Origin of the sequence: Segatella cerevisiae, from assembly GCF_024054555.1 — a bacterium.
Taxonomy (GTDB): domain Bacteria; phylum Bacteroidota; class Bacteroidia; order Bacteroidales; family Bacteroidaceae; genus Prevotella; species Prevotella cerevisiae.
In genome coordinates, this window is sequence record NZ_JAMXLY010000024.1 from 18,416 (window position 1) to 35,993 (window position 17,578).

Annotated in this window: 10 protein-coding genes; 9 read left to right on the forward strand and 1 reads right to left on the reverse strand. The window is 46.6% G+C overall.

The annotated features are described in order from the left end of the window. The 9 genes from NG821_RS07460 to NG821_RS07500 all read left to right on the forward strand — a co-directional run bounded on the left by NG821_RS07460 (position 1) and on the right by NG821_RS07500 (position 15,366). Positions 1–1,980, forward strand: a complete 1,980-nt coding sequence (locus tag NG821_RS07460; protein WP_252761031.1) for a glycoside hydrolase family 97 protein — start codon at positions 1–3, stop codon at positions 1,978–1,980. 1,042 nt (positions 1,981–3,022) lie between these two features. Beyond that, on the forward strand, positions 3,023–3,274 hold the full coding sequence (locus NG821_RS07465) for a hypothetical protein (RefSeq protein ID WP_252761032.1): 252 nt from the start codon (positions 3,023–3,025) through the stop codon (positions 3,272–3,274). A gap of 102 nt (positions 3,275–3,376) precedes the next feature. Continuing rightward, positions 3,377–4,633: a GTPase HflX gene (gene hflX, locus NG821_RS07470; RefSeq protein ID WP_252761033.1), complete on the forward strand. Its 1,257-nt coding sequence runs from the start codon at positions 3,377–3,379 to the stop codon at positions 4,631–4,633. 90 nt (positions 4,634–4,723) lie between these two features. Further along, positions 4,724–6,550: a DUF4954 family protein gene (locus NG821_RS07475; RefSeq protein WP_252761034.1), complete on the forward strand. Its 1,827-nt coding sequence runs from the start codon at positions 4,724–4,726 to the stop codon at positions 6,548–6,550. Positions 6,551–6,616: 66 nt separating this feature from the next. Next, positions 6,617–9,526 carry a M16 family metallopeptidase gene (locus NG821_RS07480; protein ID WP_252761035.1) on the forward strand — a complete coding sequence of 970 codons (2,910 nt, stop codon included), beginning with the start codon at positions 6,617–6,619 and terminating at the stop codon, positions 9,524–9,526. Positions 9,527–9,643: 117 nt separating this feature from the next. Beyond that, on the forward strand, positions 9,644–11,302 hold the full coding sequence (locus NG821_RS07485) for a fumarate hydratase (protein ID WP_252761036.1): 1,659 nt from the start codon (positions 9,644–9,646) through the stop codon (positions 11,300–11,302). Positions 11,303–11,622: 320 nt separating this feature from the next. After that, entirely contained in the window at positions 11,623–13,995 is a 2,373-nt protein-coding gene (locus NG821_RS07490; RefSeq protein ID WP_252761037.1) for a TonB-dependent receptor, read from the forward strand. A 3-nt stretch (positions 13,996–13,998) separates the two neighbouring features. Then, positions 13,999–14,613 carry a nicotinamide riboside transporter PnuC gene (gene pnuC, locus NG821_RS07495; protein ID WP_252761038.1) on the forward strand — a complete coding sequence of 205 codons (615 nt, stop codon included), beginning with the start codon at positions 13,999–14,001 and terminating at the stop codon, positions 14,611–14,613. 24 nt (positions 14,614–14,637) lie between these two features. Next, positions 14,638–15,366 carry a thiamine diphosphokinase gene (locus NG821_RS07500; protein WP_252761039.1) on the forward strand — a complete coding sequence of 243 codons (729 nt, stop codon included), beginning with the start codon at positions 14,638–14,640 and terminating at the stop codon, positions 15,364–15,366. Between the two features lie 683 nt (positions 15,367–16,049). On the opposite strand, the gene NG821_RS07505 is transcribed toward NG821_RS07500, so the two are convergent. Continuing rightward, on the reverse strand, positions 16,050–17,573 hold the full coding sequence (locus tag NG821_RS07505) for a RagB/SusD family nutrient uptake outer membrane protein (protein ID WP_252761040.1): 1,524 nt from the start codon (positions 17,571–17,573) through the stop codon (positions 16,050–16,052). Positions 17,574–17,578: the final 5 nt, after the last annotated feature.

Below are 17,578 nucleotides of genomic sequence, written 5' to 3' on the forward strand. Positions count from 1 at the left end.
ATGAAAAAGAAACTCTGCTTGTTATTAATGCTGGCTGCATGCCTGGCTATTCACGCAAAATCATTTCTACTCCTTTCACCTGACAAATCCATCGCGGTCAACGTCAATATCGACAAGACCATATCTTATGCCGTCTCTGTCGACAAGATTCCGGTTCTGTCCCCTTCGACGATTTCGATGGCTACCACCAATGGTAATTTCGGCAAGAACTCGAAACTCAAATCCTCTGCCATCACCTCTCATCAGGGCACCATCAAAGCCTTTGCCTACAAGAAAGACCTTGTAGAAGACCATTACAACGAACTGGCCCTGACTTTCAAGGAAAACTTCCAACTGATATTCCGGGCTTACAATGAAGGTATTGCATATCGGTTTGTCGCCTTAAAGAAAGGCACCTTTGATGTCAAAGGAGAGCAAGCTGAATTCCGTTTCCCGAAAGACTGGAATGCTTTCGTCCCCTACACGAATTCAGAAGGGACACTGGAGCAACAGACCGACAACTCGTTTGAGAACACGTACACCCATGCGCGTCTGTCCCAGTTGAATCCCTCGCATCTCGCCTTCATACCGGTTATCATCGAGGCAGACAAAGGTATAAAGATCGGAGTGTCAGAAGCAGACCTGGAAAATTATCCTGGAATGTTCGTCATTAACGACCGGCAAGACACAACCCTCAAAGGTTATTTTGCCGGATACCCGAAGACGATAGAACAGGGTGGTCACAACAATCTTCAGGAGCTGGTAAAATCACGTGAGGACTATCTCGTACGGTGCAAAGGGCAGACCCGTTTCCCCTGGCGAGTGCTCTGCATCTCTCACCAGGACAAGGACCTGATGAATAACGACATGGTCTATTGCCTGGCGTCTCCCTCCAGACTGAAGGATACTTCCTGGATTCACCCCGGGAAAGTTGCCTGGGATTGGTGGAATGACTGGGGACTTTACAATGTGCCGTTCAAGTCAGGGGTCAACACGGCAACGTATAAAGCCTATATCGACTTCGCCGCCAAGAACAAGATAGAATATGTCATCCTCGATGAAGGTTGGGCAGTCAACGGAAAAGCAGACCTGATGCAGATCGTGCCGGAGATCAACCTATCAGAAATCATCAGCTATGGCAAACAGAAAGGTGTAGGCATCATCCTCTGGGCAGGATACTATGCTTTCGACAGAGATATGGAGGAAGTGTGCAAGCACTATTCTGAAATGGGTGTCAAAGGTTTCAAGATCGATTTCTTCAACCGGGATGACGCCGCATGCGTCAACTTCCACTACCGTGCTGCGGCGATGGCTGCCAAATATCATCTGATGCTCGACTTTCACGGCACTTACAAACCCACAGGTTTAAACCGCACTTACCCGAATGTCCTCAACTTTGAAGGCGTGGCAGGGCAAGAACAGGACAAATGGTCCACTATCAAGAAATACAACCAAGTCAACTATGATGTCATCCTGCCTTATGCCCGTCAACTGCAGGGACAGATGGATTACACGCAAGGCGCCATGCGAAACGGGACGAAAGAGACATTCTACCCATCCAACAGTAATCCGATGAGTCAAGGCACACGTTGCCATCAACTGGCAGAATACGTTGTCTTCTTCTCCCCTCTGAACATGCTGTGCGACAGTCCTACACATTACGAGAAAGAACAGGAATCTACGGACTTCATTGCCGGAATACCTACGACTTGGGACAAGACACTGCCTTTAACCGGCAAGATCGGGGAATACGCTGCCGTGGCAAGATGCAAGGACAACAACTGGTATGTCGGTGCCATCAACAACTGGACCGCCCGCGACCTGACGCTGAACCTCCCATTTCTTGCAGGCAGGACAGCTACAGTCTTCCAAGACGGAGCCAATGCTGACCGTTTCGCTGAAGATTACGTGAAAAAAGAGATCACGATTCCAGCTGATGGCGTACTCAAGATCCACCTCGCCCCAGGCGGTGGTTATGCCATGAAAATACATGACAAATAAGAGAAATACAGAAACAGGAAGAGGGAGAAAGAAGAAAAAAGAAAGTTGATTCTTACCCTCCCCTTTTCCTATTATTTTTTCGTAATTAAAGATCAATGTTTAGATAAAGATAAAAAAGGAAAGACTATTAGGCTTATATATTCTTTATACCGGTTTAGTTACTAACAAAATATTATTAAGTAGTTCTATAAATTAAAACTATTAAAAATTCGTTTAATAAATTTGTGTTAATTCGGATTCAAATTAACATTCATAATTGTATGTTTAATCTTATTACTGAACATTTATGGGAATTAACTGAAAATTTTATCAAACGAAAGAATTAGTTTGTACCTTTGCAATTGAACAAAAGAAAAAAAGATTCACTTTTCATATAGAAAACAAGAAATCGTTATTCGATTAGGTTATTAGATTATTAAATTAGGTTATTAGGTTATTAGATTAGGTTATTAGGTTATTAGAGTAAAAAGACTAGTTAGCGAACTAAGAAATTTCTCTCTTCCCGGAATTCTTTGAGACAAAGGTTTCCGGGAATCTCATTTTTTAAACCACTTGTTTTCAAATCTATCCGACTCACACCGACATGAAAAAGCGGACTATTTTCTCCTGTCAATCCCCATCAATTTTCTATTTTCAAATTTTCTTATTTCCAGAGGCATCACCTCCCCTATCCGGCAGATTCAAGTTTCTCTCCGAGAGAGCAAAACCAATCTCGGCAAAGAGGCAGAACACCCCATAAAAGAATAATGCTCCGACATCTCGTCGGAGCACATTTCTTCATCTTCGAATGTTTAGTAGTTCGTTCAATAATGTAGTAGTAATAATTATTGTAATTGAAAATCAGTTTGAATATCTTTGACTCTTTCAACTATTGCAAAGTTATAGAGAAAATTGATTTAAATCAAATAATAACCTCCTTTTTACGAAAAAAACCACGTAAACGTTTACGAGTATTTCAGTCTTTCCCGACCTGAAAACACGACCGTTTTCAGTAGTCCATGAACGCCATCTCACCCGAATCGGAATCGCCTTCATTCGATATATGATAGTCCGCTCTCCTCCCGTCACAAATGGTGCGGCTAGGGCAACTCAAGCCTCACCTCATCCGGATTACAATGCCTCTCCCTTCTTCAGAAGACCGGAGGCTCTATTTCCGAAGATTGACGCCACGACTTTCAAAGGATGTTCAGGACTGTTCGACACCCCAGCGCTCATTTTCGTGCAGGGTCACTACTTCCAAAGAAAAACTGTCATTGATAAACAGTGGGGCACCGAAAGCCAAGACACTTTTTGAGAAGAATTCGCCAAACTCACGTTATTTATGTCTAATTATCGTGGAACTTTAGCACGTAAAGTCATTAAATTGATTATCTTTGCAATAGAAACTAAATAAAAGATGAACGAATTCGAAGATTCCACAGGTGAAAGAAATGTACCGGAGACATCTGTACTCGTAGGTCTGGTCACGAAAGACCAAGATGAGGAGAAGACAAAGGAATATCTTGATGAACTGGAATTTCTTGCAGACACGGCAGGAACGAAAACCGTGAAGAGATTCACCCAGAAAATCAACGGTCCCAGTCAGACCTCATACGTGGGGAAAGGCAAATTGGAAGAGATCCGCGACTATATCAAGGAGGAAGAAGACAATGACAGGCCTATTGGCATGGTCATATTCGACGATGAACTCTCCGCAAAACAGATCAAGAACATCCAGAATGTATTGGATGTGAAGATTCTGGACAGGACCAGTCTTATCCTCGACATCTTTGCGATGCGAGCCAAGACAGCTACGGCAAAGACGCAGGTAGAACTTGCCCAAGACCGCTATCTGTTGCCTCGCCTGCAAAGGATGTGGACACACTTGGAGCGCCAGGGCGGAGGTTCCGGCGGTGGCGGAGGCAAAGGTACCGTAGGTCTTCGTGGACCAGGTGAGACACAGTTGGAAATGGACCGCCGTATCATCACCAACAGAATCAGTCTTCTGAAGAGTCGCCTTGCTGAAATCGAAAAGCAAAAGAACACCCAGCGCAAGAACCGAGGAAGACTGATTAGGGTCGCCCTTGTGGGTTACACGAATGTCGGGAAATCCACGATCATGAATCTATTGGCAAAAAGTGATGTCTTTGCTGAGAACAAACTCTTTGCCACATTGGATACGACCGTCAGGAAAGTTGTCATCAGGAATCTCCCCTTTCTGCTGGCTGATACTGTCGGATTTATCCGGAAATTACCTACAGACCTCGTCGATTCCTTCAAATCGACACTGGATGAGGTCCGGGAAGCTGACTTCCTCCTGCATGTCGTCGATATCTCACACCCCGACTTCGAAGAGCAGATGAACGTCGTGCAACAGACCCTGAAAGAATTGGGATGCACGGACAAACCGGAGATGATCATTTTCAACAAGATCGACAATTACCACTGGGTAGAGAAAGATCAGGATGACCTCACCCCTTCAAACCGTTCCAATGTCACCCTAGATGAATTGAGACGGACCTGGATGGCAAAGTTGAACGAGAACTGCATCTTTATCTCCGCGAAGGACAAAGAGAACATTGATGAGTTGCGCAACATCCTCTACAAGAAAGTCCGCGAACTTCATGTTCAGAAGTATCCCTACAATGATTTCCTCTATCCTGAAATAGACTGAACCGTTCAGGCAGGCAGAAGGAAGCACAGAACAATAATGAGATAAACAGAAAGAATTCCCGATTGTTATCGGAGACTCCAACCAAAGAATATGGACGATTACAGAAGTTTAACCGAAGAAGAGATCAGCACCCTTGAGAATCAAGGATGCCAGGCAGAAGATTGGACAGCTATTAATGTCTCAGAGAATTTTTCCACAACGTACATCCAGAACGTCAAGTTCTATGGAGAGGTGAACCTCGGTGTTTTCGAGAAGAACATCAACGTAGATGAAGGTTTTTCCAAGCATGCCGGCATCTACGATGCAGTGCTCAAGGACGTGACTATCGGGGACAACTGCCTGATAGAACGGACGGGCAACTATATCAACAACTATGATATCGGGGAAGAATGCTATATCTCCAATATCGGAAAGATGAATACCACGTCTGATGCCACCTTTGGAGAAGGCAATGTCATCAGTGTCAAGAATGAAAGTGGAGACGGCAACGTGATTCTCTTCGACACCCTCAATACCCAGATCGCGGCCTTTCAGATCCGGTATGCAGAAGACAAGGGATTCAGGAAAGCTTTCAGGACGATTATCTACAACTATCTGAAAGAGAAGAAGCCGGAACGGGGTGTCTTGGGCTATCGGGTGAAGATCGTCAATACGACAGAGATCACGAATACCATCATCAATGATGACTGCGAGATCTCAGGTGCCAGCAGGATCAGCGAATGTTCCATCCTCAGCACCCCTGAATCCAGCACCTATATCGGCAACAACGTCATATTGGATGACAGCATCATCCAGGCCGGCAGTTCTATCCTTGACGGGGCACATGTCAACAACTGTTTTATCGGGGAAGCCTGTCACATCGTCAATGCTTCGACGGAAAGCAGTCTGTTCTTTGCCAACAGTTTTATAGGAAACGGCGAGACTTGCGCAGCCCTATGTGGGCCCTTTACCGTAAGCCACCACAAGAACAGTCTCCTCATTGCCGGCGAATTCTCGTTTTACAATGCCGGTGCCAATACCAATTTCTCCAACCATGCCTATAAGATGGGGCCTATCCATTGGGGTGTCATGGAAAGAGGTGACAAGACCTCCAGCGGTTCCCAGATCTTCTGGCCTGCACATATCGGAGCCTTTTCTATGTGCATGGGTTGGATACAGACCCATCCTACCGTTCAGGACCTCCCCTTCAGTTATCTCTTCGGCGATGGCTTGGAGACCTGCATCGCTCCCGGACACAACGTCATGACCGTGGGAACTTACCGGGATATTCACAAGTGGCCGAAGCGGGACATGAGACCCGCGTCAGATTCAGCCACCAGGAGTTTGGTCAACTTTGACTGGTTGTCTCCTTTCGTCGTCTCTGAGTGCGTGAGAGGCAAGGCCATTCTGGAAGGACTCCGGAAAGACCAGGGACAGAATATCGAGAAATACAATTACGGCGGGTGCTACATCCGCAATTCCTCTATGGACAAAGGTATCAAATCATACGATATGATCATCCGGCTCTTTCTGGAAAGCGAATTGAAGAAGCACCCTCTGGAAGTTCCGGAGAGCAATACCGGTACCGGAAAATGGTGCGACCTATGCGGACTTCTGGCGCCGGAAGAGGAAATACAACATCTGTTGAGTGACATCAAGACCGGCGAGATCGATGATCTGGGCACTATCCATGACCGTTTTCTGGACATGCATCTCAATTATGAGAACTACAAGTGGGCGTGGACTTATCAGTTCATTCTCAGTCGGGAACATCTGGACACTCTCACGGCCGATGATGTCCAAAGACTGATCAGCGAATATGAGCCTTCACATGCAGAATGGCTCAGCACCATCAAGAACGATGCCAAGAAAGAATTCAAATTAGGTGACGTAGAAGAATCCGAACTTGAGGATTTCCTCGAGAAAATGGAAAACTGATATTCCCCGGCACACCTCCTTGGGACTTATTGAGGACGATTATGAAAATATAGAAGAACGATCATTATGAAATTAAATTTTAAACTTACCCTAATCTTCCTGTTGATAACGACAGGATGCCTAGCCCAAAAGACCTACAATTATCAGACCATCGAGAATGATCCGATGCACACTCGCATCTACACTCTGGACAATGGACTGAAGATCTATCTGTCTGTCAACAAGGAGAAGCCGAGGATCCAGGCCGATATTGCCGTGAGGACAGGTTCGAGGAATGACCCTCATGAGACAACCGGACTGGCACACTACCTGGAGCATCTGATGTTCAAGGGCACGGACAAATTCGGTACGACTGATTATGCCAAGGAAAAGCCGTATCTCGATGACATCGAAGCACGCTACGAAAGTTACCGCAAACTCACAGATCCTGCTGCACGCAAGAAAGCCTACCACGAGATCGACTCCGTGTCTCAACTGGCAGCCAAGTACAACATCCCCAACGAATACGACAAGATGATGGCTTCCATCGGTTCTGAAGGCAGTAATGCATTCACCAGCAATGAAGTCACCTGCTATACGGAAAACATTCCAAGCAATGAAATCGAAAACTGGGCAAAAGTTCAGGGAGACCGGTTTCAGAATATGGTCATCAGAGGTTTTCACACCGAACTTGAAGCCGTCTATGAAGAGTATAATATAGGACTCGCCAGTGACGGCAACAAGGAATGGGATGCCTTGATGAAAAAACTCTTCCCCACGCACCCCTATGGCACACAGACCACTATAGGGACACAGCAACACCTCAAGAATCCTTCCATCACTCGCATCAAACAGTATTTCCAGCGCTATTATGTCCCGAACAACGTGGCAATTTGCATGGCCGGAGATTTCGACCCTGACCAGACCGTCGCCATTCTCGACAAATATTTCGGAACATGGAAGAAGAGCGATCAACTCTCCCGCCCTGAGTTTGCACCGCAACCTGCCATCACTGCCCCAAAAGATACGGCTGTATTAGGTCTGGAAGCAGAGAATGTCATGCTGGGATGGCGGTTCCCCGCAGCACAAGAAGCAGCCTGCGACACGCTGGATATCATCAGTGACCTGCTCTCCAATGGAACGGCAGGACTCCTCGACCTCAACCTCAACCAACCGATGAAGGTTCAAGGCGCCGGCGCTGAGACGGAAGAACTGACCGACTACTCTGCCTTTATTATGGAGGGAATGCCCAAACAGGGACAGACCTTGGAGCAAGTCCGCACCTTATTACTGGAGCAACTTGACAAACTCAAACGCGGGGAGTTCTCTGACAATCTCCTGCCTTCTGTCATCAACAACAAGAAACTCGAATATATGAAAGGGTTGCTCAGCAATGAGAACCGTGTCAACAACATGGTCGACGCTTTCATCAACCGCAAACAATGGGAGCAAGTTTACGGCAGACTCCTCAGTCAGGAGAAAATGACAAAAGAGCAGATCGTCAATTTTGCGAAAGCCTATCTCAACAACAATTTTGTCTGTGTCTATAAACGTATCGGAACAGACACGACCCAGAAGAAGATCGACAAGCCGCAGATTACCCCGATCCCCAGCAACCGCCAATACTCGAGCCAGTTCCTCAGGGACGTCGAAAGCAGCAAAGTCCAGCCCATCGCTCCTGTCTTCGTGGATTTCCACAAAGATCTCGAGGATACCAAGACAAAGAAGGGACTGTCCTTGCTCTATAAGCAAAATACGACTGACAAACTCTTCAATCTCTCTTTCTACTATGATTTCGGGACAGAGGATGACAAGGAGATGGATCTTGCTGCTGATTACCTCACCTATCTGGGGACCGACAAGATGACCCCTGCACAAGTCAAACAGGCTTTCTATGCTTTGGCTTGCCAGTATGATATCAGTGTCAGCAACGGTACCAGTCACATCTCCCTGACCGGTCTTTCCGAGAATATGCCCAAAGCCTTGGACCTGTTGACAGACCTGATCAACCACGCCAAAGCAGACAAATCCTCTTATAACCAGTTTGTCGATCTGATCCTGAAAGATCGGGAGGATGCAAAGAAGAAACAAAACAGTAATTTCCGCGCCCTTTGCGACTATGCCATTTACGGTCCTTACAACCCCTCACGCAATCAATACAGTCAAGACCAACTCCGCAACTTCGACCCGCAGAAATTGATTGGCCACCTCAAGAACTTATTGAACATGCAGCAGACTGTCCTCTATTTCGGTCCGCTGACAGAGCCTCAACTCGACCTTGCCCTCGGCAAAGGCTATCCCACTCCTGCCAAACTGCAACCTGTCCCTGTAGGGAAACCCTATACCGAGCAACCTACGCCCAAGAATGAGATTCTCCTCGCGCCGTATCAGGCCAAGAACATCTATATGAGAATGTACAACGAAGAAGGTGTCAAGTTCGATCCGAGTCAACTTGCCCGGAAAGAACTCTTCAACGAATATTTCGGTGGAGGAATGAATGCCATCGTCTTCCAGGAGTTGCGCGAGTCCCGCGGATTGGCCTACAACGCCTATGCTAGTTATAACTATATGCCAAGGTACGACCACCCCGAGTACTTCTTCACCCACATCATCTCCCAGAATGACAAGATGATGGACTGCATCAGGGTATTCCATGAGATCATGGACACGATCCCGCAGTCACAAAGGACCTTTGACGTATCCAAACAAAGTCTGGACAAGGCCATCAGGACCAGCCGCATTACACGTAATGACATCCTCGTGAACTACTACAACTGGACACACTACTACCATTTGCAATTTGATCCCCGCCAGAAGGCATTCGAAGACCTGCCGGGACTGCAAATGAAAGATATCGTCGACTTCGCAAACAACTATATCGCACGCAAGCCCTATCGGTACGCAATCCTTGGAGACAAAGACAATATCGATGTCAACGGACTCTCGAAAATTGCCCCGATCCGGAATCTGACGACTGAAGAGATCTTCGGTTATTAAGATACCGGAAATAATCTTAGGCTACGACCGAGATCAGGCGGAAGGCCCTATCAAGGGGCCAAAGCCAGGAATATGAAAAGAAAAGGGAATATTTAATTAATATAAAACATTGTTACTATGGGAAAAATACCAGATTTCAAGTATGCTCCAATGTTTCAGACCGGAAAGGATGACACGGAGTATCGCCTGCTGACCAAAGACGGTGTGAGCACTGGCGAATTTGAAGGAAAAGAGATTTTGAAAGTCAGCAAGGAAGCTTTGACCCTACTGGCACAACAATCTTTCCACGATGCAGAGTTTACTCTCCGCCGCGCCCACAACGAGCAGGTGGCTGCCATTCTGAAAGATCCGGAAGCTACAGAAAACGATAAATATGTTGCACTCCAGTTTCTGCGCAATGCTGACATCGCAGCCAAGGGTGTCCTGCCCTTCTGCCAGGATACCGGTACTGCCATCATCCACGCTGAAAAGGGACAACAGGTCTACACCGGTTTCGATGATGCCGAGGCACTGTCACAGGGTGTTTTCAATACTTTCACGCAGGACAACCTGAGGTATTCTCAGAATGCCCCCCTGAACATGTATGACGAGGTCAACACCCGCTGCAACCTTCCTGCCCAGATCGACATCGAGGCCACAGAAGGTGAAGAATACCGCTTCATCTGTGTTGCCAAAGGTGGTGGTTCTGCCAACAAGACCTATTATTGGCCAATGACAAAAGCGCTGATCCAGAATGAAGGCACCTTGATTCCGTTCCTCGTAGAGAAGATGAAGAGTCTGGGTACCGCTGCTTGCCCGCCTTATCATATCGCCATCGTTATCGGCGGCACCAGTGCAGAGAAAAACTTGCTGACGGTCAAGTTGGCTTCCATCAAATTCTATGATAATCTCCCGACGACAGGAGACGAGACCGGTCGTGCATTCAGGGACACAGACCTGGAAGCCAAACTTCTCAAGGAAGCCCAGCACATCGGACTTGGCGCACAGTTTGGCGGCAAGTATTTCGCACATGACGTCCGTGTAGTACGTCTTCCCCGCCATGGCGCCAGTTGCCCTGTAGGCATCGGCGTGAGTTGCTCGGCAGACCGGAACATCAAAGGCAAGATCAACCGCGACGGGATCTGGCTCGAGAAGATGGATTCCAATCCTTCCGAACTGATTCCTGAAGAATACCGCAAAGCCGGTGAAGGACCTAAGGGAGTCGAGATCGACTTGGACAAGGGTATCGACAGTGTCCGCAAAGAACTCACCAAGTATCCTGTTTCCACACGTGTCAGCCTCACCGGTACGATCATTGTAGCACGTGATATCGCACATGCCAGACTGAAAGCCGCTTTGGACAAAGGTCAGGATCTGCCACAGTATTTCAAGGATCATCCTATCCTTTATGCAGGGCCTGCCAAGACACCTGAAGGTTATTCCTGTGGTTCCATGGGCCCGACGACAGCCAACCGTATGGATCCTTATGTCGATGAATTCCAGTCACACGGCGCATCCCTCGTGATGATCGCCAAGGGCAACCGTACTCAGGTCGTCACTGATGCCTGCAAGAAATACGGAGGTTTCTACCTCGGCACGATCGGCGGTATCGCTGCATTGCTGTCCAAGGAATGCATCAAGAGTATCGACTGTGTCGCTTTCCCTGAGTTAGGGATGGAAGCCATCTGGAAGATTGTCGTAAAGGACTTCCCTGCCTTTATCCTCGTGGATGACAAAGGCAATGACTTCTTCAAACAACTGAAGCCGTGGAGCCCCTGCAATCAGTGCGGGAAATAATTAAGATACTGATTATATCAACCACTATCAAGTCCTTTTCTCTCAGGGGAAAAGGACTTTTTTATGTCTCTCCGCCAACCCCCTTTTTGAAGTCTTTATATAATTTTAAGGGTATTTTTGGCGTATTCAATATTTTATTATACCTTTGCAAACGAACGGCAAACTGCCGTTTAGGGGGTGCCCGTCGTATTCTTTCCATTCCTGACAGAAAGAAAAGAATGCATTTGACGGAGCTGAGAATATACCCATTAACCTGATCCGGGCAATGCCGGCGTAGGGAATACGACTCCCTTTATTATTTTTTTAATATTATAGGTATAATGAAAAAGATTGTATTGTTGTCTCTGGCCTTAGCTGGGATAAACACAATCCAAGCGCAACAACTTGACACGACCAAGACGCAACACCTTTCTGAGGTAGTCGTCAACGCTATCCGTGCCAAGAAAGACGCGCCATTTGCAGTAGCTAACATCGACAAGAACGAACTGGCAACTTTCTCCAAGACAGGACAGGAACTTCCGTTCCTTTTCTCCCATACACCGGGTGTTTTGGCATGGGGTGAGAACGGGACCGGTACAGGACCTGTTTCCATGCGCCTTCGTGGAGCTGCAGGCAGCAGGATCAACGTCACCATCGACGGTGTCCCTCTCAATTCCCCTGAAGATGAGTCGGTTTTCTGGGTGAACATGAACTCTTATGCAGCTATTCTGCAGTCAGCCCAGATTCAGCGGGGTGTAGGAACTTCCACAAATGGTGACGGTGCTTTCGGAGGGTCTGTCTCCCTGAACACCCTCAATCCGTCCTATCATCCTTATTTCGATCTGACAGGTTCCTACGGCTTTTTCAATGCTTACAACATCGGAGCCAATTTCTCTACAGGACTGTTGGGAAAGCACTTTATCTTCGACGGGGCATATCATGAGACCCGCACTGACGGATACATCCATGGCACTGACGGACGTTCCGGATCCTATTACGGCGGACTGACCTATTTGGGAAACAACTTTATCCTCAAATACAAGAACATCGGTAACTTTGAGAAGACCGGTCAGGCCTGGAATGGTGTTGTCGCCGGCAATGATGATGCGACACTGATGGATGAAGGCATCAGGACGTACAAAGATATGTACCGTGCCGGACTGGGGAAGTTCAACAACCTCTATGAATACCTGCTTTTCGACAGCAAGGACTGGACCTTCCAGAAAGACAAGAACGGGAACTATATGACCCAACGCTACCAACTCTCAGACGGTTCTCTATGGAAAAGGACAACGGACAACTTCTACCAGAACCACAATATCCTCTCTGCAGCTTGGCAAATCAACCCCAATTGGACGACCAATGCATCCCTGCGCTACACCTATGGCTATGGCTATTACAATGAATTCAGGTATCAGAACAAACTCGCCAAGTTCGGCATATCCGACTTTACGAAGTCTGACGGTACCGTTCTTCAGAAGACTGACTTTATCCGGAAGAAAGGTTTGACCCAGAATACGTATGGGTTCATCTGGGATACAGACTATAAAAGTCAATACCTGGACGTGACAGGCGGACTTGCCCTCCAGTATTTTACCTGTAATCACTGGGGCAGACTGACGTACATGGCAGACCCGGAGTTGGCTGCAAAATACATGCCTAACGGCAGCAACTACCCTTATTATGACTCCGACGCCCACAAGGGAGATTACAGCGGGTTCATCAAGGCAACGGGCAAGTTGACTAACTGGTTTGATCTTTTCTTGGATCTGCAATACCGTCACATTGACTATAAGACGGATGGTATCAATGATTACTTCTATGACCAGAAAGGGAAATATAACAATCAGGTCCTCGACATCAACAAGCACTATAACTTCTTCAATCCGAAGGCCGGTATCAACCTGCACTGGGATACGCAACGCGCCTATGCTTCAGTGGCCATCAGCCATCGTGAACCTGAGCGCAACAACTTCACCGACAACGGCAAATACCCTGCACCTAAAGCCGAGAAAGTCACAGACTGGGAAGTCGGCTATGAATATACGGGTTCCAACTGGCATGCAGGTGTCAACCTCTATGACATGGCCTATCACAATCAGTTCGTCCAAACCGGAGAACTCAGTGACATCGGTGAGAACCTGACGACGAACATCAAGAAATCCTATCGTGTCGGTGCAGAACTGACTGCAGGTTACGCTCCCTTCAACTTCCTGACACTCGAAGGAAATGCCGCTTTGAGCAAGAACCGCATCAAAGACTTTACCGAAGTGGTAGACAACTGGGACGATGAAGACAACCCTGTGCATGTCCATTACAGCAAATCGACTTTGAGTTATTCTCCTTCCGCTATCCTGAACGGATTCCTGACTGCTCACTTTGCAGGATTCGAGGGCACCTGGCACACCAATTTCGTGAGCCGGCAATACCTGGACAATACGGAAAACAAGGACCGGTCTCTGCCCTGCTATTCTCAAACTGACATATCGCTCAACTATACCTGGAAATTTCAGGAGATATGGAAACCGATAAAGAAAATCATTTTGGGACTGGACCTGAACAATATCTTCGACCGTCACTATGCACCCATGGGTTGGGTCTACTCCGCAGTAGGCAAATCAAGTGGGTACACACTCGACAAACGCTACTATCAGATCGGATTCAATCCTATGGCAGGATTCAACATGATGGGACATCTCACCATCTGTTTCTAAAGCATGGAACAATTTTTCTCTGTACACTGGCTGGACATCCTGACGACCCTCGTAGGGGTCGTCTATGTCTGGCTTGAATATAAGGCAAGCATCTGGCTTTGGATTGTCGGTATCATCATGCCGGTGATGTGTATCGTGCTCTATTGGCAACACGGGCTGTACGCTGATTTCGGTATGAATATCTATTATACGCTGGCGGCAATCTACGGTTATGCGGTCTGGAAATTCGGAAAGAAGAAACAGCAAACTGATGAACAGGAAATGCCGATCACGCATTATAAAGTCCGGTTGATCATTCCCTCCATTATCATCTGGTTGATTGCCTGGGCTGGGATCTACTGGATCCTCATCCGCTTTACCAATTCCAACGTGCCTATATGTGATTCATTCATCAATTCCCTGAGTTTTATCGGACTGTGGGCATTGGCGAGGAAATACCTCGAGCAATGGTTCGTATGGATGGCTGTCGACTCTGTCAGTGCCGTACTCTATGTCTATAAAGGCATCCCGTTCATGGCAGGACTGAACGTTCTCTATACCATCGTCAGCATAGCCGGATTATTCAAATGGAAGAAAATGATGGAAGAAGCACAACATCCTGCAAGAACAAATTCCTGACAGGAACGAAAAAATACATAATTCATGAACTATCCCCTGATAACTGCCGAGAGCAGATTTGACTATATTATCCTTGCTGACGGAGATTTTCCGAGTCATCAGATTCCTTTGGGAATCCTCGGGAATGCGAAGTCTGTCATTTGCTGTGACGGTGCAGGAGCGCAATTTATGGAACGGCTGAAACGACTCCCTGCCGCAATCGTAGGTGACGGTGATTCATTGTCGGAAGATTTCAAGAAACAATACCCTCAACTTTTCCATCACATAAAAGAGCAAGAAGATAACGACCTGACAAAGGCAACGAAATATGCACTATCGCTAGAAAGAAATACCCAGGACAAGAATCCTGATAAAGCATCCAACGGCATCAGGCAGCACTCTTCTGAAAAGCCGACTCTTTTTGCCTATCTTGGAGCCACAGGCAAACGTGAAGACCACACCTTCTCCAATATAGGATTGATGATACATTATTTAGAGCATCTGAATATTCACCCCGTTATGGTTACAGACTATGGCTGGTTTGTGCCGGCACAAGGAGACTGCACTTTCGGGACCATGCCCAGACAACAAGTCAGCATCTTCAATTTCAGTTGTAAACGCTTGGACAGTAAAGGGCTCGTCTGGTCAGCTTATCCTTATAAAGAACTCTGGCAGGGCAGTTTGAATGAAGCCATCGGAAAACAAATAGAACTCAATGGAGACGGCTACTATTTGGTCTATCGTACATTCGAGATTAAAAAGAACAGACCATAATAACCTCCATATCCGAACATTTTTGTCGGAAGTTTTTCCACCATTTTACTATTTTCCAACCTGACGGATAGTGGCAGATGCCATTTCATCTGCAATTTATTCCAAAATAAAATATAATGATCTGATTCCGAAGAATTCACTATCTAATCATCGTTAGATCATCCATGATATTCTCTCTGCAAATGATCCTTTTTCCCAATTCCAGCTACACTCCAAAAAGAAAAGATAAGGGGGATTGCACGTCAAAAAGAAAAGCCAGTAAAACTGTCTATGTCAACAGTAAAAAATGATTGTCAATCAGTAATGACAAACACCTTTTGCCCCCATCGGGAAGAGCAAGTCATAGTTTCTCGATAGAGAGCCTCGACTTTCGAGAAACAAGACGCCGACTTTCGAGAAACTATAAAGTGGGCTATTTTACGGAATGACTAAACCTAAAATCTGTAGACACATTCCCCTAGATCATGCAGATTAACCGAACACAATAGATTAACCCATGCTGATTTCATTGACATCGTCCGTTTCTAATCTTCACTCTATTTCTCAGGCAAAGAGACACTGATTTTCTCCAAGCCAATATTTATTATATCAAAACATCACAAAATCACTTCTAACAAAAAAGATACGAAAAAAGGCGGCATCAAAAAATTGATGCTGCCTTTTTTACGATTAAAATACGCTGTTTAATAGAGAGGATTTTGCTGCATGGCAGGATTAGCATTCATCTCATAAGCAGGGATCAAAGGAAGGGCCTTCTTGGATGTCCATGTATTGATAACCTGTGCATCCTTATTTAAGATAGAATGCCAGCCCTGGTTAGCGGAAGAAGTGTAACGAGTAATCGTCTCACCCCGACGCAAGGCATCGAAATAACGGTGTCCCTCACCTACAAGCTCTTTGCGGCGCTCGATATAAATGCGGTCAGCTGTGATATTAGCTGCAGTGACCAACTCACTTGCATTTGTCGTCCTGTTCTTGACAATTGCATTCAGATAGGTAGCTGCTGTGGCTTTATCCCCCGCATCGAAAGCAGCTTCGGCAGCATTCAGATAAACTTCTGAAAGGCGAAGTATAGGAATATTGTTATAACGTCCCAGAGGGAACTTCTTCAAATAGACCTTTCTCCCACCGAAAACCTTATTGTCGTCGGCAGTTGCTTCAGTGACAATATCATTACGGATATCCGAAGCATCCGTCAGCAATAAGTCTGAGAAAGATTTGGTTATAACAATGTCTCCATATCCCGGATCAGCCAAAGCCGTGGAATTTTCTATCGTCAGATAGGCATATCCCTCACGGTCGACCCAGTCATTCGTATTCGTGATGACGAATTCGAAGATCATCTCGTTGTTATGGTTGGCGTCATTATTGGACCAGGCGCCAACATACTGGTCCCTTGTCCATAACTTATACGGAGACTTGTTAATGACATCTTCCGAAACCGAAAGCGCATCCTTATAATCCCCTTTGGTCAGATACACACGGGAAAGCAGAGCTTCTGCAGCCCACTTGTTGACGTAGCCGGGGGTCTGGTCTTCAGGCAGCGCACCGGAGGCAATGGCCTCGGTAAGGTCTTTGATCACCTGGGTATAACATTCGGCTACCGTATTTCTGCCTACCTGTACATTATTGTCATAAACCATAGTATCAATAGGTGCCCCCAGGGAAGCGCCATTGTCCTCCCGGTAAGGCTTGCCGTAAATACGGGTCAGGTCAAAAAGACACAGGGCACGTACGACTTTGGCCTCATTCTTATATTGGGCAACCGTACTCGCATTGGCTGCAGCATCTGTGATCTTTCCACTGTCTACGGCTGCTATAATGCGGTTGGCACGGCCTATGGTAATCAATGGGGACTGCCAGATGCCTGTACTCTGTGTAAAGTCATCGGCTGTCGTATACTCCATAGTATAATAGAATTGGCCACGGCTGCTTCCATAATTAGCGTTATACTGTATGTCCTCACCGCGGACATCTCCATACACGAACATATTCCGGCCGTAGTAATCGACAAAATCCGAGGTGCCCTTCAGTGCCTTATACATACCAACACGTGCAGTGCCAAGGTCTGATGTTTTAGACAGCGCAGAACCGGCATCCTCTCCATTAGCCGGAGAGACGTCAAGCCAGCTATCACCACAAGAAGTCATTGCTGACAACACAAAGGCTCCAAAAGCCAGTAAATATATATTTTTAAATATTTTCATATTCA

Bases quoted from the DNA above. Each gene is read 5' to 3' on its own strand.
- NG821_RS07460 (WP_252761031.1), top strand. From the start codon at position 1: ATGAAAAAGAAACTCTGCTTGTTATTAATGCTGGCTGCATGCCTGGCT.
- NG821_RS07480 (WP_252761035.1), top strand. From the start codon at position 6,617: ATGAAATTAAATTTTAAACTTACCCTAATCTTCCTGTTGATAACGACA.
- hflX (WP_252761033.1), top strand. From the start codon at position 3,377: ATGAACGAATTCGAAGATTCCACAGGTGAAAGAAATGTACCGGAGACA.
- pnuC (WP_252761038.1), top strand. From the start codon at position 13,999: ATGGAACAATTTTTCTCTGTACACTGGCTGGACATCCTGACGACCCTC.
- NG821_RS07475 (WP_252761034.1), top strand. From the start codon at position 4,724: ATGGACGATTACAGAAGTTTAACCGAAGAAGAGATCAGCACCCTTGAG.
- NG821_RS07500 (WP_252761039.1), top strand. From the start codon at position 14,638: ATGAACTATCCCCTGATAACTGCCGAGAGCAGATTTGACTATATTATC.
- NG821_RS07465 (WP_252761032.1), top strand. From the start codon at position 3,023: ATGATAGTCCGCTCTCCTCCCGTCACAAATGGTGCGGCTAGGGCAACT.
- NG821_RS07490 (WP_252761037.1), top strand. From the start codon at position 11,623: ATGAAAAAGATTGTATTGTTGTCTCTGGCCTTAGCTGGGATAAACACA.
- NG821_RS07485 (WP_252761036.1), top strand. From the start codon at position 9,644: ATGGGAAAAATACCAGATTTCAAGTATGCTCCAATGTTTCAGACCGGA.
- NG821_RS07505 (WP_252761040.1), bottom strand. From the start codon at position 17,573: ATGAAAATATTTAAAAATATATATTTACTGGCTTTTGGAGCCTTTGTG.